Origin of the sequence: Actinomadura flavalba DSM 45200 (assembly GCF_000374305.1) — a bacterium.
Taxonomy (GTDB): Bacteria; Actinomycetota; Actinomycetes; order Streptosporangiales; family Streptosporangiaceae; genus Spirillospora; species Spirillospora flavalba.
In genome coordinates this window covers 1,705,976-1,726,792 of sequence record NZ_KB894093.1, presented here as the reverse complement: position 1 = coordinate 1,726,792, position 20,817 = coordinate 1,705,976, and the positions used below count along the sequence as shown (strand labels likewise).

The following is a 20,817-nucleotide window of genomic DNA, read 5'->3' as shown; positions in this document are numbered from 1 at the left end:
GAACACCCGGCCCCGCCGGGCCGTTGGAGCGGGTGAGGGCCCCAGCCCTCCCGGACGAGGTGCGCCGTACCCGGTGACGACAAGACGACGCACGCCTCTGTCGTCTCGTCTCCGGGAGTTCTCATGGCGTGGGTCCTCGTCGTCGTCGCGGGCCTGTTCGAGGTCGCGATGGCCCTGTCGCTCAAGGCCGCCCGTGGTTTCACGGTGCCGGTGCCGAGCGTCCTGTTCCTGGTGTTCGCCGTGGCCAGCTTCGGCCTGCTCAGCCTCGCCCTGCGCCGCCTGGACGTCGGCACCGCCTACGCCGCCTGGGTCGGCATCGGCGCCGTCGGCACCGCCGTGCTCGGCATGGTCGCGTTCGGCGACGACGCCTCCCCGCTCCGCATCGCCGCGCTGGCCCTGATCGTCGCGGGCGTCGTCACGCTGAACCTGGCGGGCGCCGCGCACTGACCGATCATGGCCGGGGACGGGTGTCCGGCCGCAGAGGTGGCCGAGGGCGGCCACCTGTGCGGCGGATTTGTTCGCGCGCGGGGGGTGTGCGCCGTTCGCGGGAACCGTAGCGTCCTCGGTGAGCGTCATAGGACGGTGTCCGGGTGCTCATGGCGCGCCCATCGAGGTAGGAGGCAGTGGTGGTCTTCAAGAAGCTCAAGCAGGCGATGGGCGTCGGAGGCCCGTCGATCGAGACGGTCCTACACAACCCCAACACGACCCCCGGCAACGTCGTCACCGGAGAGGTGACGATCATCGGCGGGCAGCACGACTCCGACATCCTCGCGGTGAACCTGGCGCTGCGCACCAAGGTCGAGGTGGAGAGCGGCGACAACGAGTACAACACCAACCTCACGTACGCCAAAGTGCCGATCGCGGGCGCGTTCAAGCTCGACGACGGCGCGCGATTCGGCATCCCGTTCCAGTTCCCGATCCCGTGGGAGGCTCCGCTGACCCACATGTACGGGCACCCGCTGCACGGCATGACGGTCGGCCTCGCCACCGAGCTGGAGGTCGCCCGCGCGCTCGACCCCGGCGACCTGGACCCGCTGGCGATCCACCCGCTGCCCGCGCAGGAGCGCATCCTCGCCGCGTTCTCCAACCTCGGCTTCCACTTCCGCAACGCCGACTGCGAGAAGGGCCGCATCTGGGGCGTCCACCAGGAACTGCCCTTCTACCAGGAGATCGAGTTCCACGGGACGCCCCGCTACTCGGGCATCAAGCAGCTCGAAGTGACGTTCGTGGCGAACCCGCACTCGATGGAGGTCGTGCTGGAGCTGGACAAGCGCGGCGGCGTCTTCACCGAGGGCCACGACGCGTTCAGCCGCTTCACCGTCGACTACGCCTCCGCCGAGCACACCAACTGGGAGCAGGAACTCGACGGCTTCCTCCAGCAGGCCGGCCGCCGCCGCGGCTTCTTCTGATCCTCCCCGTCGCGCTCCGGGACCGGCCCGGAGCGCGCCCCCCGCCACGCGCTGCGACCGGCGGGAACTTGATCAGTGCGGAATGGACGCGTACAAGTTGGTCTGTGCCTGAACCCCCTGGTTTGAACGATGCCGAGCGGCGGCTGTGGGCCGCGTTCCCGACCGGCGCGCAGGTCGTGCTCGGGGACGATCTGCCGCTCGGGCCGCAGCCCGACCGGATCGTCCGGGGCGAGATCATCGCCCAGTTGCTGCTCGGCGCGGGCAGCACCGTGCCGGGGGCCGTGGCGGCCGTGCGGCTCAAGGGCGCGTACGTCATCGGGCAGATCGACCTCGGCGGCGGGAACGTCGAGCCGGAGCTGCGGCTGGAGTTCTGCCGCCTGGTCGAGGAACCCGACCTGTCCAACACCCAGTCGCGGCAGCTCCGCATGTCCGACTGCTGGATGCCCGGGTTCGACGGCGGCGGCCTGCGCGCCGACGGGTACCTCAGCCTGTCCGGCTCGGTCGTCGAGGGGACCGTCCGGCTGCCCCGCGCGCAGCTCTCCGGCGGGCTCCGGATGAACGGGACGAAGATCACCTCGCCGTCACCGGACGAATGGGCGCTGTTCAGCGGCGGCCTCGTCGTGGAGGTCGGCTGCTTCGCCCGCAACGCCGAGATCACCGGCGGGATGCGGCTCGTCGGCGCCCGCATGAACGGCGGCCTCTACATGGAGGGCGCGACGCTGCGAAACCCCGGCCGGCTCGCGCTGGACGCGCAGAGCATGGTCGTCGAGGACGCCGCCGAGTTCAGCCAGGGCTTCACCGCGTACGGCACCGTCCGGCTGCGGAACGCCCGGTTCAACGGGATCGTGTCGTTCTCCAAGGCCGTCCTGGACTCCACCGACCCCGACCGGATGGCGCTGCACGCCAGCCACATGACGGCCGACGAGCTGCTGCTGTGGCCGTCCGAGCGGATCAAGGGCCGGGTGTCGCTGTCGTACTCGCGCGTCCAGGTGCTCATGGACCACCCCGAGATCTGGCCGGACCGGCTCTACCTCAACGGCCTGATCTACGAGACGCTGCGCGGCGGCGAGCTGCGCGACCGCATGAGCTGGATCAACCGCGACCCCGAGTTCCACCTGCAACCCTACGAGCAGCTCGCCACGTGGTTCCACAGCGTCGGCCACGACGACCTGGCCCGCAAGGTGCAGCTCGCCAAGATGCGGGCGCGGCGCCGCAAGCTCAACATCATCGGGCGGGGCTGGAACCAGCTCCTGGACTGGACCGTCGGGTACGGCTACCGGCCGTGGCTGGCGTTCGCGTGGTTCGGGTTCCTCATGGCCGTCGGCACGCTGGTGTTCTCGATCCACCAGCCGGGGCCGGTGAAGCCGCCCGAGGAACTGCCGAAGTTCCACGCGCTCATCTACAGCCTCGACCTGCTCATCCCCATCGACACGTTCGGGCAGCAGCAGTCGTTCGACCCGGACGGCTGGTCGCGCTGGATCGCCTACGGGCTGGTGTCGTCCGGATGGGTGCTCGCCACGGCGCTGATCGCCGGAACGGCACGCGTGCTGCGCCCGAACTGAACCTGACACGCGCTCCGGTCGTCGATGAGAAGGACGGAACAGCACCAGAATGGGGCGGCATGGGCACGTATCTCATCACCGGCGCGACGGGCGGCATCGGCGCCGCCGTCGCGGGACAGCTCCGCGACCGGGGCCATGACCTCATCCTCACCGGACGGTCGCCGCAGCGGCTGAACGAACTGGCCCGCACCCTGCGGACGGGCGCGCACGCCCGGACGCAGCTCATGCGGCAGGGCGGCGGCCCGGACCCCGACGCGGACGGGCCGGGGCTGCGCGCCGTCGTCCTGGACCTGGCCGAGCCGCGCAGGCTGGAGGCGCGGCTCGCCGAGGAGGGGCTGCCGGAGCGGCTGGACGGCGTGATCCACACGGCCGGGTTCGTGCACCTCGGCACCGTGGACGACCTGGAGGCCGACGACTGGATCACGCACATGTCGGTGAACCTGGTGTCGGCGGCGGAGCTGACGCGGCTGCTGCTGCCCGCGCTGCGCGCCGCGTCCGGCGACGTGGTGTTCGTGAACTCGACGGCGGGCCTGCGCGCGAACCCGCGCTGGTCGGCGTACGCGGCGAGCAAGGCGGGGCTGCGCGCGCTGGCCGACGCGCTGCGCGCCGAGGAACCGGCGCTGCGGGTGACGACGCTGTTCCCGGGCCGCACCGCGACCGAGATGCAGCAGCGGGTGCGGGCGCAGGAGGACAAGCCCTACGACCCGTCCGACTTCGTGTCGCCGCTGACGATCGCCAAGGTGCTCGTCGCCGCCCTGGAGGCGCCGACGGACGCGACCGTCGCGGAGGTCACGATCCGGCCGCGTCAGTAGCCGTAGGGCGGGGGTGCGGGTGAGGCCGCCGGGCGGGCGCCGTCCCGGCGGCGCAGCACCCAGGACGCGATGACGCCGCCGATCAGCCCGAACAGGTGGCCCTGCCAGGAGATGCCGGGGTCGCTGGGCAGCACGCCGAAGATCAGCGTGCCGTAGAAGACGACGACGAGCAGCGCGATGACGATGTCGACCATGCGCCGCTCGAACAGGCCCCGGCCGAGCAGGTAGCCGAAGAACCCGAAGATCAGGATGCTGGAGCCGAGCGTGTTGCCGGGGCTGGTGAACCACACGCCGAGGCCGCCCACGACGATGACGATGAGCGACATCGCGAAGAACTTGGCGATGCCCCGGAACGCCGCCAGGAAGCCGAGCACGAGGAACGGCACCGTGTTGCCCATGAGGTGGTCGAAACCGCCGTGCATGAACGGGGCCGTGAAGATGTGCGGCAGGTCGCCGACGTCGCGCGGCTGGATGCCGAACGTGTCGAGCGCGCCGCCCGCCGCGAAGTCGATGATCTCCAGCGCCCACATGACCGCCGCGAGGGTGAGCACGACGAGGGCGGCCGACACCGCGCGTCCGCCGTGCGTCACGAGTCCTGTCGATCGTCGCCTGTCGGGAACCGGGGGATAACTCATAGCGCCACCGTAGATCGGGAACACCTGGTCGTCACCGGTTCAACGACCGGCCGTCCGTGATGGTGCCCGGCCCCCCGCCACACGAACCTCCCGGGCGCGTCGCGGTCCCGGTGCCTCCTGCCCGATAAACGCGATCACCGGCGCCCGTCGGTAAAGAGCCGCCACATAGTGAATAAGAGGCACCTCACGTAGCATTCCTCGCGTGTGGGCCAAGGTGCGCATTCCGCTGATCGTGACCGGCGTCCTTCTCCTCTGCGCTTTGCTGCTCCTTCTGTTCGGTCCCGGCGCCGCCTGGCTGGCCGAACACGACTACGGGAACGTGCCCGCGAAATCGCGCGCCGAGAAGATCGGGAACGCGCGCAACGCGGCCCGGGGAATGTTCCTCCAGGTCATCGCGGGCGCGCTCGGCATCGGCGCGTTCGTCTACACCGCGCGCAACTTCGTGCTGGCGCGTCAGCAGAGCGAGCTGAACCGCAGGACGCTGGAACTGCACGCCGAGACCGCCGAACGCCAGGCCGAGACGGCGCTGGCCACGCTCGCGCAGGCCGAGTCGGCGCAGCTCACCGAGCGGTTCGCGCGCGCGGTGGACCAGCTCGGCGAGGCGTCCGACCAGGTCAGGGTCGGTTCGGTCTACGCGCTCGGCCGGATCGCGCGCGACTCCCGCGCCGACCACCCCGACGTCATGGAGGTGCTGACGACGTTCGTGCGCGGCCACTCCGGGCCCTCCGTCCCGCCCGCCGTGCAGGCCGCGATGAGCGTCCTCGGCCGCCGCACGACCGGCTTCGACGTCGCGCCGCTGGTGCTGCGCGGCGCGCAACTGCCTCGGTTGGAAGTGCACGGCGCCCACCTGGCCGGGGCCGACCTGCGCGGGGCCGACCTGACCGGCGCGGTCCTGCCGAAGGCGCGGCTCGGCCGTGCCCGCCTGGACGGGGCGCGGCTGGCCGACGCCCGCCTGGACGGGGCACGGCTGCGCCGGACGCGGCTCACCGGCGTCACGGCACGGGGCGTGTCCCTGACGGACGCGCGGCTGGACGGCGCGGCCCTCGACGACGCCGACCTCACCCGCGCCGTCCTGCGCGCGGCCCGGCTGGACGGCGCGCGCGGCGCCCGCTGCGTCCTCGCCACCGCCGACCTCACCGACGCGGCGCTGCCGGGCGCGGCGTTCCCCGACGCCGACCTGGGCGACGCGCGGCTCGTCCGCTGCGACCTGGACGGCGCGGTCCTCACCGGCGCCCGGCTCACCGCCGCCGACCTGCGCGACGCCCGGCTGCGCGGCGCCGACCTGAGCGGCACCCGGCTGGACGCGGCCGATCTGCGCGGGGCCGACCTGAGCGCCGCCGACCTGGGCGGCGCCTCGCTCGTCCAGGCCCGCCTGGCCGGAGCGCGCGTGCACGGCGTCGACCTGACCGGCGTCCTGATGGCCGGGCTCGACCTCACCGGCGCGCTGCCGGACGCGGCGACGACCGTCCCGCCCGGCTGGACGCGCGACGAAGCCGGTGCGCTCGCCCGCGAACCGTGAGCGGTGGTCAGGTGGCGCGGCGGACCGCGCGCCCGGCGGCGAAGAGGCGTTCGAGGTCTTCGCGGGGCGCGCGGACGCCGGGCGTGCGGTCGGTGGCGGCGTGCAGGAGGCGGGCGGCGCCGGGCGAGTCGCCCGAGGCGAGCCGCAGCCGCCCGACGGCGGTGAGCAGCGCGCCGACCAGGGCGCGGCGCCCGAGCGTCTCGGCCGACTGCGCCGCCTGCCGGTAGCGGGCCTCGGCGTCGGCGTACCGGCCGCCGTCGCGCGCGAGGTCGCCGAGCAGCAGTTCGGCGGTGAGCCGGTCGACGGGACGGTCGGCGGCGGTCAGGGCGCGCAGCGCGGCATGTGCGGCGAGGTCGGGCGATCCGGTGGCGCGGGCGTGCGCGGCGTCGTCGAGCCAGTCCGCCGCCGACGGGACGTAGGGCTCCCGCTCGTCGGCGGACCGGGCGAGGAGGCGCAGCGGCGCGGTGAGCGCGGGCCCGGCGAGGGCGCCGTCCGCGAGCAGGTGCCGGTCGGTCAGCGTCGCCGCGACGGCGTCGCCGAGCCGTTCGGGACCGGGGTCGGCGGCCAGCGCCGCGACGAGGTCGGCCGGTTCGCGGTCGTGCAGGGCGGCCGTCCGGCACACCGCCCGCCAGATCCCGGCGGCGGCCCAGCGCACCGGCCCGGGACCGGCGAACGTGTCCGGCCCGGCCGCCGGTTCGCCGGGCGGCCAGGCGTCCCACAGGCCGTGCGCGACGTCCTGCACGAGCGATCCGGGCACCGGCGCGTCGTTGCGGCGGCCGAACCGCCCGGCCAGCGCGGCGACGGCGGCGGGCGCGATCCGCCGGACGCCGGTCGCGGCGACGGCGGCCGCGAGGGCCGCCGCGGCCGGGCCGGGCCGCAGCGGGGGCAGCCGGTACGTCGCCGGCGCTCCGGGCAGGGCGCCGAGCAGCGGGGCCAGGTGCTCCGAGCGGACGGCCAGCAGCAGCCGCGCCGTCGGATGCCGCCGCGCCGTCTCGCCGAGCAGTTCCCGCAGCGCGCCGGTCGTCCGGGCGCGGACGGCGTTCTCGGCCTGGTCGACGGCGAGCAGCAGCCGGGGCGGGCGCGGCGGCCCGGCCAGGGCGCGGCCGAGCGACGTCTCGGCGGCGGCCTCGGCCCGCAGGTGCGGCGCCCAGCCGCGGATCAGCGCGTACTCGTCGGGCGTGGGGCCGGTGAGCGCGCCGGACGGGTGGTCGGCGGGCATGACGAGCGGCGCGACGTGCGCCACGGTGCCGCGCTCGCCGCGCAGCCGGGGCAGGACGCCCGCCGCCAGCAGCGACGACAGGCCCGCCCCGGCGGGGCCGTGCACGACGGTGAGCGGCGAGCGGAGCCACAGCGCGGCGACGTCGCCCGCCTCACGTTCCCGGCCGAAGAACAGGTGGCCCTCGTCGGCGCGGTAGGGACGCTCCCCGGGGAACGGCGCGGGGGGCGGTGCGCCGGTCATCGCGTCGCTTCCGCCGGTGGGGCGTGCTCGGCGGCGGGCGCGTAGTCGGGCGAGCCGCTGAAAAGGGGGTCGGGGATGCCGTGCTGACGGTCGCGCAGGAGGCGCAGGGGCTCGTCGGTGGCCGACCGTGGCCACGCGAGCATTGCCGAAAGAGATATTTCGGACAGATCAGACAGTGCGCACTGAATGTCCGATGAAGACGTCGACGACATCCCGCTCCTTCCACGTCCCCCCATCATGCACCAGGACGCCGAAGAATGCCGGACGGTCCCCCGGGCCCGCGCTTAGAATGAATTGTTCGCCGAATTTTCCGAGGAGCGTCCTATGACGGCCGGGGCACCGGGCAGCGCGCGGATCTGGGGCGGCGTCCCCTCCCGCAACCGCAACTTCACCGGACGCGAGGACCTGCTCGACGACATGCGCTCCGGAGCCGCCCAGGTCACGCTGCTGCTGCCCGCGCCGGGCGCCGCCGCCGCGTCCGGCCCGGTCGCGCTGCGCGGCCTCGGCGGCGTCGGCAAGACCCAGGTCGCCATCGAGTACGCGCACCGCCACCGCGAGGACTTCGACCTCGTCTGGTGGATTCCGGCCGAACAGGAGGGTCTCATCCCCGCCGCGCTCGCCCGGCTCGCGCCCGAACTCGGCCTCGGCGCCGCCGGCGCCGTCGCCGCCGAGGACGCCGCGCGCGAGGTGCTGCGGGCGCTCTCCAGCGGCGTCCCGGTCGCCAACTGGCTGCTGGTCTTCGACAACGCCACCGAGCCGCTGAAGGTCCTGGAGTGGGTGCCCGACGGCCCCGGCCAGGTCGTCATCACCTCGCAGAACCTGGAATGGCGCGAGGACGTCCGCACGCTCGGCGTGGACGTGTTCACCAAGGAGGAGAGCGCCGACTTCCTCGGCCGCCGCATCCCCGGCGTCGACCCCGACGAGGCCGACCAGCTCGCCGAGGCGCTCGGCCACCTGCCGATCGTGCTCGACCAGGCGAGCGCCCTGCACCACGCCAGCGGGCTCCCCCTCGACGAGTACCTCGCGCTGCTCGAACGCCGCACCTCCGAACTGCTCGACCAAGGCCGCCACCCCGACACCGCGGCGGTCTCCGCCTCCTGGGACGTCGCCATGTCCGAGCTGCGGCGGGCGCAGCCGACCGCGCTGGAGGTGCTGCGGGTCGTCGCCCACTTCGGACCGGCGCCGATCCCGCGCGCCGTCCTCACCGGCGGCACCGACGCGCTCGACCCGGGCCTGCGCGAGATCCTCAGCGATCCGATCAAGTTCCACCGCGCCGTCCGCGAACTCGGCCGGTTCTCGCTGCTCAAGGTCGACCCACGGCGCCGGACGTTCGAGCTGCACCGCGTCCTCCAGCGCTGGCTGCGCGAGAACGTGTCGCCGCAGGAGAGCGAGCGGCTGCGGAACGCCGCCCACCTGCTGCTCGCCGCCGCCGATCCGCGCGACCCCGACGACGCCACCACCTGGCCCGCCTACCTGCGGCTGGCCGCGCACGTGGAACCGTCCGGCGCGGTGGACAGCGGCGACGGGCGCGTCCGGTTCCTGCTGCGCAGCGTCGTCCGCTTCCTCTACCAGTCCGGCAACATCGGTGCGGCGCTGCGCCTGGCCGAACGGTGCGCCACTGCGTGGACCGCCGACCCCGAGTCGGACATGACCGACGTACTGGCGATGCGGCGTCACCTCGGGTCCGCGCAGCGCCGGGCGAGCCGGTTCGCCGACGCCTTCGCGACCGACGAGGCGGCGCTAGAGACGGCGCGCGAGCGCGGGGTGCCCGACGACCACACCGAGGTCCTGCGGCTCACGAACAACTACATCATCGACCTCCGGTCGGCCGGCCGGTTCACCGACGCGCTGAACCTGTCGCGGTCCTCGGTGGACGGCCACGTCAAGGCGTTCGGCGCGACCGGCTACCTCACCCTGACCGCCCGCACCAACTACGCCGTCGGCCTGGTGCTCAGCAGCCACTACGCCGAGGCCGTCGAGCTGCTGACCGACATCCACGCCACCCTGGCCGAGCGCGAGGGCGCGAGCAACGCGCTGCTGAGCATCGTCCGCGCCAACCAGATCCGCGCGATCCGGCTCGGCGGCGACTTCGAGCTGGCGCAGTTCATGGGCGAGGAACTCCTCGCCGCGCAGGAGGCCGCGTTCGGGCCCGACCACGCGTTCACGCTCCGCTGCACGAAGGACCTCGCCATCGCGATGCGGCTGGCCGAGGGCGGCTCGCCCGAGTCGGTCGAGTTCGCGGCCGACGTCCTCGACCGCATGCGGCGCCGCCACGGCGACGTGCACCCCGACACGGTGGCGGCGTCGCTGCTGCTCGCCAACACCGCGCGGGTCGCGGGCGACCTGCCCCAGGCCACCCGGCTGACGCACTCCGCGCTGGACGCGTACGCGCGCATGTACTCCGCCGACCACCCCTATACGCACATGACCGCGAGCAACCTGGCCCTGCTGCACCGGCTCTCCGGCGACGCGGCCGCGGCCCACGCGCTCGACCGGGAGGCTCACGCGGCGCTCACCGCGTCGCTGGGCGAGGACCACCAGTTCACGCTGATCGCCGCGCAGTGCCTCGCGGGCGACCTGGCGGCGCTCGGCCGGTTCCGCGAGGCCGCCGACCTCGGCCGCGCGACCCACCGGCGCGTGCTGGCGCTCCTCGGCGAGGAGAACCCGATGACGTTCGTCACGATGGCCAACCTCGCGCTCGATCTCATCGCGCTGGGCGGCGCCGACGCCGAGGAGGGGGCCGTCCTGCGCGAGTGGGCGGTGGCCTGGCTCGTCGAGCGGCTCGGTGACGACAGCCCCTGGGCGCCGCTGCTCGACGCCGGACGGCGCATCGAGTACGACTTCGACCCGATGCCGCTTTAGGCGTACCGTCCCGGCGCGGCCGTCGCGCGGTGCGGGGACAGCTCGGCGAGGGCGGCGCGCAGCCCGGCGGCGAAGCGGTGCCCGAGCGGGGTGAGCGCGCCGCTGTCCTCGACGGTGGCGAGGGCGGTCCCCGCGGCCGACCACCAGCGCAGCGCGCGGGCGTGCGCCTCCTCGCCGCCCCCGGCGGCGTGCCGGCGGCGCCAGAACGCGGCGACGCCGACATGGGCGTACGCGCCGTGCAGCAGGCCGCCGAGCGGCCGGGGGTCGGCGCGCCAGGCGGCCGGGTAGCGGCGGACGCCCTCGTCGCGGGCGAGGTCGACCAGGTCGAGCAGGACGGTCAGCTTGGCGTGCTGCGCCTCGTGCACCAGCGTCTCGGCGAAGGTGACCGGGTCGCGCGGCGGCGTCGTGGCGACGCAGCCGAAGGCGGCGCGGGACGTCCCGCCCCGGTAGCCGTCGATCGGGGTGAGGGTGGACGCCAGGGCGCGGACCTCGGCGGCGGCGGCCGGGTGGTCGCGGCCGAGCAGCGTCCACGCGCCGCGCAGGATCGCCGCCCAGCGGGCCGTCTCGACGGCGTCCAGGCGTCCGGCGGCGTGGCTGGGGAATCGGAACGGGTCGAGGTCGTCCAGGGTGAGGCGCAGCGCGCCGTGCGGGCCTCGCGCGCGCAGGACGCGCAGGCCCTGCCAGTGCGGCGTCTCGCAGCCGGTGTCGTGCGGCACGGGACGGCCGTCGACGGACAGGCGCCCGTCGGCGACGACAACGGTGCCCGCGGTCTCGTCGGTGCGCGCCGCGCCCAGCGACGGCAGCATCACCAGGCCGTCGTCGGCGGGGAGCACGGCGCGGTGCGCGATCCCGGCGCGCGCGGCGGCGGACGCGGCGACGGCGCGCATCCGCGCGGGTGCGGCGGCGTCCCCGGCCGTCGTCAGGCCGCAGGCGACGCGCGCCCACGCTCCGACGGCGGGATGCCGCAGGACGCGGGCGACCGCGTGCGGCGCCCGTCGCTCCAGCGCCGCCAGGTCGGCGAACGCGGAGGCGGCGGCGGGGTCTTCGGCGACGGTGCGCAGGAGCAGCCGCGTCACGCTGTGGGCACCGCGGCGCACGAAGGCGGCGACGTCGGGGTCGGGGACGCCCCGGGCGAGCCGGTCGAAGACCTGCTCGGTCAGCATCAAGGGCACAGGACCGCTCATGCCGCTCCCGTTCCGGAGTTGGGACGCCGGTCCCATTCTGCCTACGGGAGCCGCAGCGCTATGTGCCCTGTTGCACCGAACCCGGGGCGGATCGTGGTCACTCCGGGACGAGTTTCAGGCGGCTTCGGCGGACAGGTCACCCCGGACGGTGATGACCGGTAGCCTGCGGCGGGCCGGGGCCTCGGCGGTGCGGCGCAGCATGCGGCGTTCCTCCGGGTTGGTGCCGCCCCAGACGCCGTCGGGCTCGCCGACCTTGAGGGCCCAGGTCAGGCAGTCGGCGATGACCGGGCAGTTCCCGCAGATCTGCTTGGCGGCGCGCTCCTGCTCCTGGAGCAGGGACGCCGCGTAGCCGATCGGGAAGAAGAGGTCGGGGTCGGCGCCACGGCAGATGGCGTGGTCGCTCCAGTGTTCCTCGGTGCTGGGCTTCGGCATTGAAGTCTCCCTGCGGCGTGGGTCGCCGGGCGGACGGGGTGGATTGTCTTCCACCCAACGTAGTACTACATCGCGTAGTACTACAAGTCGCGGTGACCCACCGGGTATTCCGGACGGATAGCCTGGCTGACGTGCACCGTGATGCAGAAGTGACGTTCCGCGAGGCCGCCCGCGCCGACCTGCCCGCGGTCGTCCGCCTCCTCGCCGACGACCCCCTCGGCGCGACCCGCGAGGCCACGGGCGACGTCATCCCCGAGGCGTACTTCACCGCGTTCGACGCGATCGACAAGGACCCGAACAACGCGATCATCATCGCGGAGATCGACGGCGCCATCGCGGGAACGCTGCAACTGACCTACATCCCGTCCCTCACCTACACCGGCGGCGAGCGCGCCCAGATCGAGGGCGTCCGCGTCGCCGCCGAGCAACGCGGCAACGGCGTCGGCCAGCTCATGATCACCTGGGCCATCGACCAGGCCCGCACCCGAGGCTGCCGCGTCGTCCAGCTCACCACCGACCGCCAACGCCCCCAGTCCATCCGCTTCTACCAAAAAATAGGCTTCCGCCCAACCCACCAGGGCATGAAGTACCCCCTCGCCTAACCGGCCCCGTTCCGCCCCTCGGCGCGGACCAGGCGGCGGGGGCGGACGATCCACCGCAGCAAGCCGCCCCGGGCTACGGTTTTTCCACGGTTCCCCGCATTTGGGGCGGGGGCGCATAATGGTGATCATGGAGCGTCTCAGTGGTGCGATTGAGTTGCCCGAGGGGGCTTTCGTTCGGGGGCGGGGGTTGCGGAAGCCGCTTCCGGGTGGGGTGGAGCCCGAGTTCGGGGTCTATTTGGGGACGCCGCGGTTTCGGCGGGCGCACGGTGCGGGCATCGGCTGGGCCGCGACGTGGGTGGAGTGGCCCGACTTTCTGCTGCCGCGTGACCACGTGCACGCCGCCACCGTCCTGCGGGAGCTGCACCGCAGGGCCGGTGACGGCGAACGGGTCGAGGTGGCGTGCGGTGGCGGCGTCGGCCGGACCGGGACCGCGCTCGCGTGCCTGGCCGTGCTGGACGGGCTCTCGCCCGCCGACGCGATCACCTGGGTCCGCGCGCACCACCACCCGCGCGCCGTCGAGACCCCCTGGCAGCGCCGCTGGATCGCCCGCTTCCCCGACCTGGGCTGACCCTCAGACCCGCAGCCGCGCCGCCGCCCGAAGCAGCCCCGGCGAGACGCGCGAGGCGAACCGCGCCACGTGCGCCTCGGCCGCGACCGGGACGACCGGCGTGTTCGAGCGGACCGCCGCGACGATCCGCTCGGCCACCCGGTCCGGCCCGTAGCCGCGCCGCGCGTAGGCGCGGACGGCGCGGCGGCGCTGCCGCGACTGCGCGTCCGGGGAGAGGCCGACGAACGCGGTCGTGCGGGTGATGGCGGTGTCGATGAAGCCGGGGCAGATCGCGGACACGCCGATGCCCTCGGCGGCGAGCTCCGCGCGCAGGCACTCGGTGAGCATGAGGACGGCCGCCTTGCTGGTGCTGTAGGCGGGCAGCGCCCGCGACGGCGTGTACGCCGCCATCGAGGCGGTGTTGACGATGTGGCCGCCCTCGCCGCGCGCGACCATGCGGGCGCCGAAGAGGCGCGAGCCGTGGATGACGCCCCACAGGTTCACGCCGAGCAGCCGGTCCCAGTCGGCCGGCGTGTGGTCGAGGAACGCCCCGGCCATGCCGATGCCCGCGTTGTTGACGACGATGTCCGGCACGTCCAGCGACGCGGCGAACTTCTCCATGGCGTCGGCGTCCGACACGTCCACGGTGTACGCGGTGGCCTGCGGCCCGAGCGCGGACGCGAGGTCGGCGGTGCGGGCCGCGGCGGCGGCGTCGATGTCGGCGGCGACGACCTCGGCGCCCAGTTCGGCGAACGCGAGCGCGGTGGAGCGTCCGATGCCGCTCCCGGCTCCGGTGACGACGACGAGATGCCCCGCGAACTCCGGCTTGTCCGCGACCTGCCCGCGCACCAGCCCCCGCGCGGGCGCCCCGGACGTCTGCGCGACGTGCTCCCGCACCAGCCGCGCGATCAGCTCGGGCTTGGCGGCCGGAATCCAGTGCCGTCCCTTGACCCGGCGAATCCACAGGTCCCGGACGAACGGCCGCGCGGCCTCGGCGAGCGCGGGCGTGACGAACGCGTCGTCCTCGGGGACGACGAGCTGCACGGGCACGTCGGTGCGCCGGTCGCGGGGCCGCAGCAGCCGGTCGGGGACGTTGGCGCGGTACAGCGCGACGCCGGCCGCGCCGTCGGCGGGGAGCGTCCCGCCGAAGTGGACGTCGCCTTCGAGCCGGGCGAGCAGTTTGCCGCCGGTCCCGCTGCGCCAGCTCAGCTCGGGCAGCAGCGGCGACTGGAAGAACGCGATGTACCAGGAGTGCAGGCCCTGCCGCAGCGACGCGCCGGGGTGCAGCCCGCGCATCCAGCGCCCGACGTGGTCGAGCGACGGCCCGGAGATCGACGTGTAGGACAGGAACCGCTCCGGCATCGTGCAGACGGCCTCCCATCCCTGGATGGAGCCCCAGTCGTGCCCGGCGAGGTGGACGCGTTCGCCGGGCGCGACGGCGTCGAGCACGGCGCGCAGGTCGGCCATGAGGTGCTCGAACCGGTAGGCGTCCCGGCCGCGCGGACGGGACGACTCCCCGGCGCCGCGCACGTCGTAGGTGATGACGCGGTGGCCGGTGGCGAGCAGTTCGGCGACGTCGTCCCAGACCGCGTGGGTGTCGGGGTAGCCGTGCAGGAGGAGCACGACGGGTCCGGCACCGCGCTCGAAGACGGCCAGGTCGACGCCGTCGCCGCGGACGGTCCGGGAACGCAACGTATTGGACATGGAGTCATTAAGGTCCGGCGGGGACGCCCGGTCAAGCCCGCGTGAACGGCATCACAGAAACGGGTTCGCGTTCACCTCCGCGTGGTACTGCTCAGGTCAGGACCGGCGAAAGGGACGCAGCGTGGCAGATCGGCATCTGGAGATCGAGGACAAGTACGACGCGGCACCCGACTTCACCCTCCCCGACCTGTCCGGCCTGCCGGGCGTCACCGACGTGGAGGTCCTCCCGGCGCGCTCGCTGCGCGCCGTCTACTTCGACACCGCCGACCTGCGCCTCGCCGCGCACGGCATCACGCTGCGCCGCCGCCGGGGCGGCGCCGACGCGGGCTGGCACCTGAAGATCCCGGCGGAGGGCGGCCGGACCGAGACGCGCGTCCCGCTCGGCCGGTCCAAGACGGTCCCCGGCAGGCTGGCGCGGCTCGTCTCGGCCTGGACGCGCGGCGGACGGCTGCTGCCCGTCGCCGCGCTGGACACCGAGCGCACCGCGACGCTGCTGCACGGCGCGGACGGCCCGCTCGCGGAGGTCGCCGACGACCTGGTGACGGGCCGCGTCCTGCTCGGCACCGGCACCGGCGTCGACCTCGCCGACGGCGCCCCCACCGCCGAGCCGTCGGACACGTGGCGGGAGATCGAGGTCGAGCTGTCCGGCGGCGACCGCGCCCTGCTGAAGGCCGCCGCGAAGAAGGTGCGCCGGGCGGGCGCGGTGCCGGGGACGTCGCCGTCGAAGCTGGCCCGCGTCCTGAACGACCGCGTCCCGGTGCCGGAGGCCGCCCGCGCCCGCGCGCAGGCCCGCGCGACGACGGGTACCGCCGGTGACGCCGTCCTGGCCTACCTCGCCACGCAGGTCGACGCGATCTACTTCTGGGACACGAGGGCCCGCCAGGCCGGGGACGACGCCGTCCACAAGATGCGCGTCGCGACCCGCCGCCTGCGCAGCGCCTTCCAGAGCTACGCCCCGCTGCTCGACGCCGAGCGCACCGGCCCGCTCAAGGACGAGCTGAAGTGGCTCGCCGGGGCGCTGGGCGAGGTCCGCGACCTGGAGGTCCTGCGCATGCGGTTCACCGACCGCCTGGAAACGCTCGACGAACCGGTGCCGTCGCTCGTCTCCAGCACCCTGCCGCGCGAGGAGAAGACCGCCTACCGCGCGCTGAACCGGACCCTGACCAGCGCCCGCTACCACGCGCTGCTCGACGCGCTCGACGCCCTGCACACCGATCCGCCGCTCCGCGGCAAGGGCGCGGGCCGCGCCGCCGCTGGGGAACTCCCCCGGCACGTCGGGAAGGCGTGGCGCCGGATGGAGAAGCGCGAGGCGTCGATCGCGGCGGCGACCGACCGCGACGAGGCCCGCCACGCGACCCGCAAGGCCGCCAAACGCGCCCGGTACGCCGCCGACGTCGCCGTCCCGGTCCTCGGCAAACCGGCCAAGAAGACGTCCAAGCGAGCGAAGCGCCTGCAAACGGTCCTCGGGGACCACCAGGACGCCATCGTCGCCATGGAACGCCTGCGCGCCACCCGCCCCCGGCACGCCGCCGAGGGCTTCACGCTCGGCCTCCTGTACGGGCTGGAGCGCGCGGAGTCCGACCGCGCCGTGGCCGACTTCACCGAGCACTGGCAGGCGATCGGCCCGCCGGACCTCTAGACGTCGGCGGTGTGCCGCTCCAGCGCGACCAGCGCGCCGTCACCGATGTGCGCCACCCAGAAGCCCGCCTTGGGCAGGCACGGATCGTCCGGCGGGTCGGCCTTCAGCGTCGCGCACAGGGCGGTGACCAGGTGCCCGACGGTCTCGCCGTGCGTGCACAGGACGGCCGGGGCGGCGGCGGCGAGCAGGCCGTCGACCAGGCCGCCGGTGTGCGGTTCTCCGACCGTCAGCTCGGCGTCGGTGCGCAGCGGCGCCCGCGTGCGGCGGACGTAGGGCAGGACGGTCTCCAGGCACCGCGCCGTCGCGGACGACACCACCTGGAACCGGCCGAACGCGGCGAGCAGCCCCGACACCAGGGCCGCGTCCGTGCGGCCCCGCGCGTCCAGCGGGCGCAGTTCGTCCGGTTCGGTCCAGGCGTGCTTGTCCCCGGCCGACGCGTGCCGCAGGACGACCAGCGGCCACGTCCGCGCCGGGGCCGCCGCGAACGCGCGCAGCAGCCCGGCGTCGTGCGCGTAGCTGAGCCGGTCGGCGGCGGCCTCCACGTCCAGCCACTCCAGCGCGTCCACCTCGTCGTTCGGGGTGAACTCCGGGGCCGCGACCGGCGTCGCGGCCCAGTAGTCGACGGTCTTGGCCCGCCCGCCGACCTCGTAGGTGATCGTCGGGAGGCGGCGGCCGAGGCGCGGCACGACGCCGGTCTCCTCGATCACCTCGCGGACGACCGTCTCCAGGATGTGCTCGCCCGGGTCGAGCTTGCCCTTGGGGAACGACCAGTCGTCGTAGTGCGGCCGGTGCGCCACGGCGACCTGCACGCCGGACGGGCCGTCCCGCCACAGCACCGCGCCCGCCGCGCGGATCGGGTCAGCCATCGACGGTCTTCCAGCGGCGGCTGCGCACCAGGCTGGTCTGGAGGTCGAGCAGTTCGGTGGCCGAGCCCTCGCGGGTCCAGGTGCCCTCGGCGTCGAGCCGCCACGACGCGGTGCCGGGGTCCATGGCCAGGTCGAGGACGCGGAGCAGCTCGTCGCGCTGCACCCGGTCGGTCACGGTCACGAGGGCCTCCACCCGGCGGTCCAGGTTGCGGTGCATGAGGTCGGCGCTGCCGATCCACACCTCGGCCTCGCCGTCGTTGTCGAAGGCGAAGATACGGGAGTGCTCCAGGAAGCGGCCGAGGATGCTCCGGACCCGGATCGTCTCCGACAGCCCCGGCACACCGGGACGCAGTGCGCATATACCGCGCACCCAGACGTCCACCGGCACTCCGGCCCGCGACGCCCGGTAGAGGGTGTCGATGACGACCTCGTCCACCAGCGAGTTGCACTTGACCCGGATGCGCGCCGGACGTCCCGCCTCGTGGTGCGCGATCTCCCGCTCGATCCGCGACACCAGCCCGGACCGGACGCTCTGCGGCGCCACCAGCAGCCGGTTGTACGACGTCTGCCGCGAGTAGCCGGTGAGGTGGTTGAACAGCGCGCTGACGTCCTCGCCGACCTCCGAGGAAGCCGTCAGCAGCCCCAGGTCCTCGTAGAGCCGGGCCGTCTTGGGGTGGTAGTTGCCGGTGCCGATGTGGCAGTAGCGGCGCAGCGTCCCGTCCGACTCCTGGCGGACGACGAGCGCCAGCTTGCAGTGCGTCTTGAGCCCGACGAACCCGTACACGACGTGGCAGCCGGCCTTCTCCAGCTTGCGCGCCCAGGCGATGTTGGCGCGCTCGTCGAACCGGGCCTTCAGTTCCACGACGACCACGACCTGCTTGCCCGCCTCGGCGGCCTCGATGAGCGCGTCCACGATCGGGGAGTCGCCGCTGGTGCGGTACAGCGTCTGCTTGATCGCCAGGACGCGCGGGTCCTCGGCGGCGTCCTCGATGAGCCGCTGCACGGTCGTGGCGAACGAGTCGTAGGGGTGGTGGACGAGCACGTCCCGCTCGCGGATGACGCCGAAGATGCCCGCGTCGGCGGGGATGGAGTCCTTGGACGGGACGAACGGCGGGTACTTCAGGTCGGGCCGGTCCAGGTCGGCGATGGCGCCGAGCCCGGCCAGGTCGAGCGGGCCGGGGACGCGGTAGATCTGGCTCTCGTCCACGGCGAGTTCGTCGGTGAGCAGTTCCAGGACGTCCGGCGAGATCGACTCCTCGACCTCCAGCCGGACGACGGGCCCGAACCGGCGCAGCAGCAGTTCGCGTTCCAGCGCCTGGAGCAGGCTCTCGCTGATGTCCTCGTCGATCTCCAGGTCCTGGTTGCGGGTGACGCGGAACGCGTGCCGCTCGACCACCTCCATGCCGGTGAAGAGCTGGTCGAGGTGCGCGGCGATGACGTCCTCCAGGGGGACGTACCGGTCGGGCGACGCCTCGATGAAGCGGGGCAGGACGGGCGGCACCTTGACGCGGGCGAACATGGTCGCGTCGGTCTCGGGGTCGCGGACGATGACGGCGAGGTTGAGCGACAGCCCCGAGATGTAGGGGAAGGGGTGCGCGGAGTCCACGACGAGCGGTGTCAGGACGGGGTAGATGCGGTCGCGGAACAGCCGCCGCAGGTGTTCGCGCTCGGTCTCGGCGAGGTCGTCCCAGCGCAGCATGTCGATGCCCTCGGCGCGCAGCGCGGGCCAGACGTCCCCGGCGAAGCAGGCGGCCTGCCGCAGCATGAGCCGGTGCGCGACGGCGGCGGTGCGGGTCAGGACCTCGCGGGGCTGGCGTCCGCTGGCGGAGCGGACGGCGAGGCCGGTGGCCATGCGGCGGGTGAGCCCGGCGACGCGGACCATGAAGAACTCGTCCAGGTTCGTCGCGAAGATCGACAGGAAGCGGACGCGTTCGAGGAGCGGGAGGCCGGGGTCCTCGGCGAGCTCCAGGACGCGCTGGTTGAAGCGCAGCCAGCTCTCTTCACGGTCGAGGAAGCGGTCCTCGGGGAGCGCGTCCGCGTCCCGCGCGAAATGTCCTGGATTTACGGTCATGCCCCAATCGTCCCGTCCACAGGTGAACAACAGGCGAACACGGTTGTTTCGGTCATAAGTCAGATACACCGATGATGCCCACGGTTCCCCAGATCACGCGGGCTCCCCGCGTACGGCTCGCACAGAATTTCGTTCGGTCCACGGACCTGACCGCACGGACAGGTAAGCCCGTCCCCCCGGGACGGGTAGAACGGGCAGCGTGACCGTCTTACCGGGCTCCATCCGGCACCGCTGCGCCGTCCCCGGCTGCACCGGGCGCCCCGCCGCGTGCCTGCTCGACCCGCCCGCCGGGCTGCGCCCCGGCGACGACCTCGACCTGCGCGGCCTCACCGTGCCCGACGCCGCGCTGGCCGCCCTGCTGGACGCCCTCACCGACGCCGCCGGAACGCCGCGCGTCGGCCGCGCCCGGTTCGACGGCGCCGTCCTGCCGCCCGGCGCGGCGCTGCGCGGCGTCCGCTTCGAGGGCGACGCGTCCTTCGACGGGGCCCGGTTCACCGGCGCCGCGTCGTTCTACGGCGCGTCCTTCCTCGGCCACGTCTCGTTCCACCGCGCCCGGTTCGCCGGGAACGCCTCCTTCCACGGGGCGCACTTCCACCGGCACGCCGCGTTCACCGAGACCGTGTTCGCCGGTGACGTCCTGTTCGGCGACACCCGCTGGCACGCCGACGCCGTCTTCGACTCCGCCGACGTCACCGGCGCCGCCGCCTTCGACGCCGCCCGCTTCGGCCGCGACGTGACGCTGCGCGCCGCCCGGTTCGCCGGTCCCGTCTCGTTCCGGCACGTCGAGGCCGGGCGGCACGCCCGCCTCGACCGCGCCCGGTTCCGGCAGGGGCTGCGGCTCGGGCCGCTGACCGCGCGCGGCTCGCTCGTCCTGACCGGTCTCACCGCGCTCGGCGACCTGCACGTCCGGGCCACCGCGCCGGTCGTCACCGCCCGGGAGGCCGCCGTGCGCGGCGCGGGCGGGTTCCGGCTCCGCGACGGCGCGCTCGACCTGGAGGGCGCGGCGTTCGGCGCGCCGCTCACCGTCTGCGGCGAGGCCGCCGCCGTGCTGTCCCTGCGCGACGTGTCCGCGCCGCACGTCACGCTCACCGGGCTCGACCTGACGCACTGCCGCTTCCTCGGGCTGTCGGCCGCCGTCGCCCTGGACGGCTGCGCGTTCGCCACCGCCCGGCACCGCCCGGCTGCGCGGGCCCGCGCCGTCCTCGCCGAGGACGTCGGCGGCGCCGCCGACCCGCGCCTGACCGGCGTCTACACGCGCCTCGCGGCGTCCGCGCCCGGCGCGCTCGGCCGCGACCTGCGCCACGGCGCCGCCCGCTGCCGCCACCGCGCCCGGCCCCGCCGCGCGCGGCTGCTGCGCTGGCTGACCCTGGCGCTGTGACGGGCCTTTTCCCGCCGATCACGAACCGGCCGCGTATCCGTCCGTGCTCCCGGGAAACGCCCACCGGATGAAATGTCAGACCCACGGGTAATCATCGGGGGTATGAGCAGAGAAACTCATGCGGGCGCGGAGTGCC

The 20,817-nt window shown here is 74.2% G+C and carries 18 protein-coding genes and 1 riboswitch; of the genes, 10 read left to right on the top strand and 8 right to left on the bottom strand.

What is annotated here, in order from left to right; all coding sequences use genetic code 11:
- The first annotated feature begins 31 nt into the window (after positions 1–31).
- Positions 32–94, top strand: a riboswitch (guanidine-III (ykkC-III) riboswitch).
- Positions 95–123: 29 nt separating this feature from the next.
- The 4 genes from C229_RS0107895 (at position 124) to C229_RS0107880 (ending at position 3,783) form a co-directional block, all read left to right on the top strand.
- Positions 124–447 carry a DMT family transporter gene (locus tag C229_RS0107895; RefSeq protein ID WP_018654532.1) on the top strand — a complete coding sequence of 108 codons (324 nt, stop codon included), beginning with the start codon at positions 124–126 and terminating at the stop codon, positions 445–447.
- A 179-nt stretch (positions 448–626) separates the two neighbouring features.
- Positions 627–1,409, top strand: a complete 783-nt coding sequence (locus tag C229_RS0107890) for a sporulation protein (RefSeq protein WP_018654531.1) — start codon at positions 627–629, stop codon at positions 1,407–1,409.
- Between the two features lie 122 nt (positions 1,410–1,531).
- Positions 1,532–2,971, top strand: a complete 1,440-nt coding sequence (locus tag C229_RS0107885) for a hypothetical protein (protein ID WP_018654530.1) — start codon at positions 1,532–1,534, stop codon at positions 2,969–2,971.
- A gap of 59 nt (positions 2,972–3,030) precedes the next feature.
- Positions 3,031–3,783, top strand: a complete 753-nt coding sequence (locus C229_RS0107880; protein WP_018654529.1) for an SDR family oxidoreductase — start codon at positions 3,031–3,033, stop codon at positions 3,781–3,783.
- Here C229_RS0107880 and C229_RS0107875 read toward each other — a convergent pair.
- Positions 3,777–4,373 (bottom strand): rhomboid family intramembrane serine protease, encoded by a 597-nt coding sequence (locus tag C229_RS0107875; protein ID WP_018654528.1) that lies wholly within the window; start codon positions 4,371–4,373, stop codon positions 3,777–3,779. The genes C229_RS0107880 and C229_RS0107875 overlap by 7 nt on opposite strands.
- 247 nt (positions 4,374–4,620) lie before the next feature.
- Between C229_RS0107875 and C229_RS29880 the strand changes: the two genes are divergently transcribed.
- A complete protein-coding gene (locus tag C229_RS29880) occupies positions 4,621–5,937 on the top strand; it encodes a pentapeptide repeat-containing protein (RefSeq protein WP_018654527.1) in 1,317 nt (438 codons plus the stop codon).
- A gap of 7 nt (positions 5,938–5,944) precedes the next feature.
- Here C229_RS29880 and C229_RS0107865 read toward each other — a convergent pair whose 3' ends face one another.
- Positions 5,945–7,396 (bottom strand): nSTAND1 domain-containing NTPase, encoded by a 1,452-nt coding sequence (locus tag C229_RS0107865; RefSeq protein ID WP_018654526.1) that lies wholly within the window; start codon positions 7,394–7,396, stop codon positions 5,945–5,947.
- Positions 7,393–7,539 (bottom strand): hypothetical protein, encoded by a 147-nt coding sequence (locus tag C229_RS34120; protein ID WP_155884642.1) that lies wholly within the window; start codon positions 7,537–7,539, stop codon positions 7,393–7,395. Before C229_RS34120 ends, C229_RS0107865 begins: the two co-directional genes overlap by 4 nt.
- Before the next feature lie 181 nt (positions 7,540–7,720).
- On the opposite strand from C229_RS34120, the gene fxsT reads away from it, so the two are divergent.
- Positions 7,721–10,258 carry an FxSxx-COOH system tetratricopeptide repeat protein gene (gene fxsT, locus C229_RS0107860; protein ID WP_018654525.1) on the top strand — a complete coding sequence of 846 codons (2,538 nt, stop codon included), beginning with the start codon at positions 7,721–7,723 and terminating at the stop codon, positions 10,256–10,258.
- Here the strand turns inward: fxsT and C229_RS29875 are convergent.
- Entirely contained in the window at positions 10,255–11,442 is a 1,188-nt protein-coding gene (locus C229_RS29875) for an aKG-HExxH-type peptide beta-hydroxylase (RefSeq protein ID WP_169513816.1), read from the bottom strand. The two genes, fxsT and C229_RS29875, sit on opposite strands and share 4 nt — an antisense overlap.
- Before the next feature lie 114 nt (positions 11,443–11,556).
- Positions 11,557–11,874 (bottom strand): WhiB family transcriptional regulator, encoded by a 318-nt coding sequence (locus C229_RS0107850; protein ID WP_018654523.1) that lies wholly within the window; start codon positions 11,872–11,874, stop codon positions 11,557–11,559.
- 131 nt (positions 11,875–12,005) lie between these two features.
- On the opposite strand from C229_RS0107850, the gene C229_RS0107845 reads away from it, so the two are divergent.
- Together C229_RS0107845 and C229_RS0107840 are read left to right on the top strand one after the other, a co-directional pair.
- A complete protein-coding gene (locus tag C229_RS0107845) occupies positions 12,006–12,476 on the top strand; it encodes a GNAT family N-acetyltransferase (protein ID WP_240487120.1) in 471 nt (156 codons plus the stop codon).
- Between the two features lie 211 nt (positions 12,477–12,687).
- A complete protein-coding gene (locus C229_RS0107840) occupies positions 12,688–13,044 on the top strand; it encodes a protein-tyrosine phosphatase family protein (protein ID WP_338029154.1) in 357 nt (118 codons plus the stop codon).
- Positions 13,045–13,047: 3 nt separating this feature from the next.
- Here the strand turns inward: C229_RS0107840 and C229_RS0107835 are convergent, their stop codons facing one another.
- Positions 13,048–14,727: an SDR family oxidoreductase gene (locus C229_RS0107835; protein ID WP_026313554.1), complete on the bottom strand. Its 1,680-nt coding sequence runs from the start codon at positions 14,725–14,727 to the stop codon at positions 13,048–13,050.
- A 121-nt stretch (positions 14,728–14,848) separates the two neighbouring features.
- Here C229_RS0107835 and C229_RS0107830 point away from each other — a divergent pair, with 121 nt between their 5' ends.
- Positions 14,849–16,366 (top strand): CYTH and CHAD domain-containing protein, encoded by a 1,518-nt coding sequence (locus tag C229_RS0107830; RefSeq protein ID WP_018654519.1) that lies wholly within the window; start codon positions 14,849–14,851, stop codon positions 16,364–16,366.
- Here the strand turns inward: C229_RS0107830 and C229_RS29870 are convergent.
- A complete protein-coding gene (locus C229_RS29870) occupies positions 16,363–17,232 on the bottom strand; it encodes an NUDIX hydrolase (RefSeq protein ID WP_018654518.1) in 870 nt (289 codons plus the stop codon). The genes C229_RS0107830 and C229_RS29870 overlap by 4 nt on opposite strands.
- On the bottom strand, positions 17,225–19,303 hold the full coding sequence (locus C229_RS0107820) for an RNA degradosome polyphosphate kinase (RefSeq protein WP_018654517.1): 2,079 nt from the start codon (positions 19,301–19,303) through the stop codon (positions 17,225–17,227). The genes C229_RS29870 and C229_RS0107820 overlap by 8 nt, the downstream gene beginning before the upstream one ends.
- Before the next feature lie 199 nt (positions 19,304–19,502).
- On the opposite strand from C229_RS0107820, the gene C229_RS0107815 reads away from it, so the two are divergent.
- The gene (locus C229_RS0107815; protein ID WP_018654516.1) at positions 19,503–20,681 is read left to right on the top strand and encodes a pentapeptide repeat-containing protein; all 1,179 of its coding nucleotides are present in this window, start codon (positions 19,503–19,505) and stop codon (positions 20,679–20,681) included.
- Positions 20,682–20,817 lie beyond the last annotated feature (136 nt).

Coding starts and splice junctions, on each gene's coding strand:
- C229_RS0107895 (WP_018654532.1), top strand. CDS start 124: ATGGCGTGGGTCCTCGTCGTCGTCGCGGGCCTGTTCGAGGTCGCGATG.
- C229_RS0107880 (WP_018654529.1), top strand. CDS start 3,031: ATGGGCACGTATCTCATCACCGGCGCGACGGGCGGCATCGGCGCCGCC.
- C229_RS0107865 (WP_018654526.1), bottom strand. CDS start 7,396: ATGACCGGCGCACCGCCCCCCGCGCCGTTCCCCGGGGAGCGTCCCTAC.
- C229_RS34120 (WP_155884642.1), bottom strand. CDS start 7,539: ATGCTCGCGTGGCCACGGTCGGCCACCGACGAGCCCCTGCGCCTCCTG.
- fxsT (WP_018654525.1), top strand. CDS start 7,721: ATGACGGCCGGGGCACCGGGCAGCGCGCGGATCTGGGGCGGCGTCCCC.
- C229_RS29875 (WP_169513816.1), bottom strand. CDS start 11,442: ATGAGCGGTCCTGTGCCCTTGATGCTGACCGAGCAGGTCTTCGACCGG.
- C229_RS0107850 (WP_018654523.1), bottom strand. CDS start 11,874: ATGCCGAAGCCCAGCACCGAGGAACACTGGAGCGACCACGCCATCTGC.
- C229_RS0107835 (WP_026313554.1), bottom strand. CDS start 14,727: ATGTCCAATACGTTGCGTTCCCGGACCGTCCGCGGCGACGGCGTCGAC.
- C229_RS29870 (WP_018654518.1), bottom strand. CDS start 17,232: ATGGCTGACCCGATCCGCGCGGCGGGCGCGGTGCTGTGGCGGGACGGC.
- C229_RS0107820 (WP_018654517.1), bottom strand. CDS start 19,303: ATGACCGTAAATCCAGGACATTTCGCGCGGGACGCGGACGCGCTCCCC.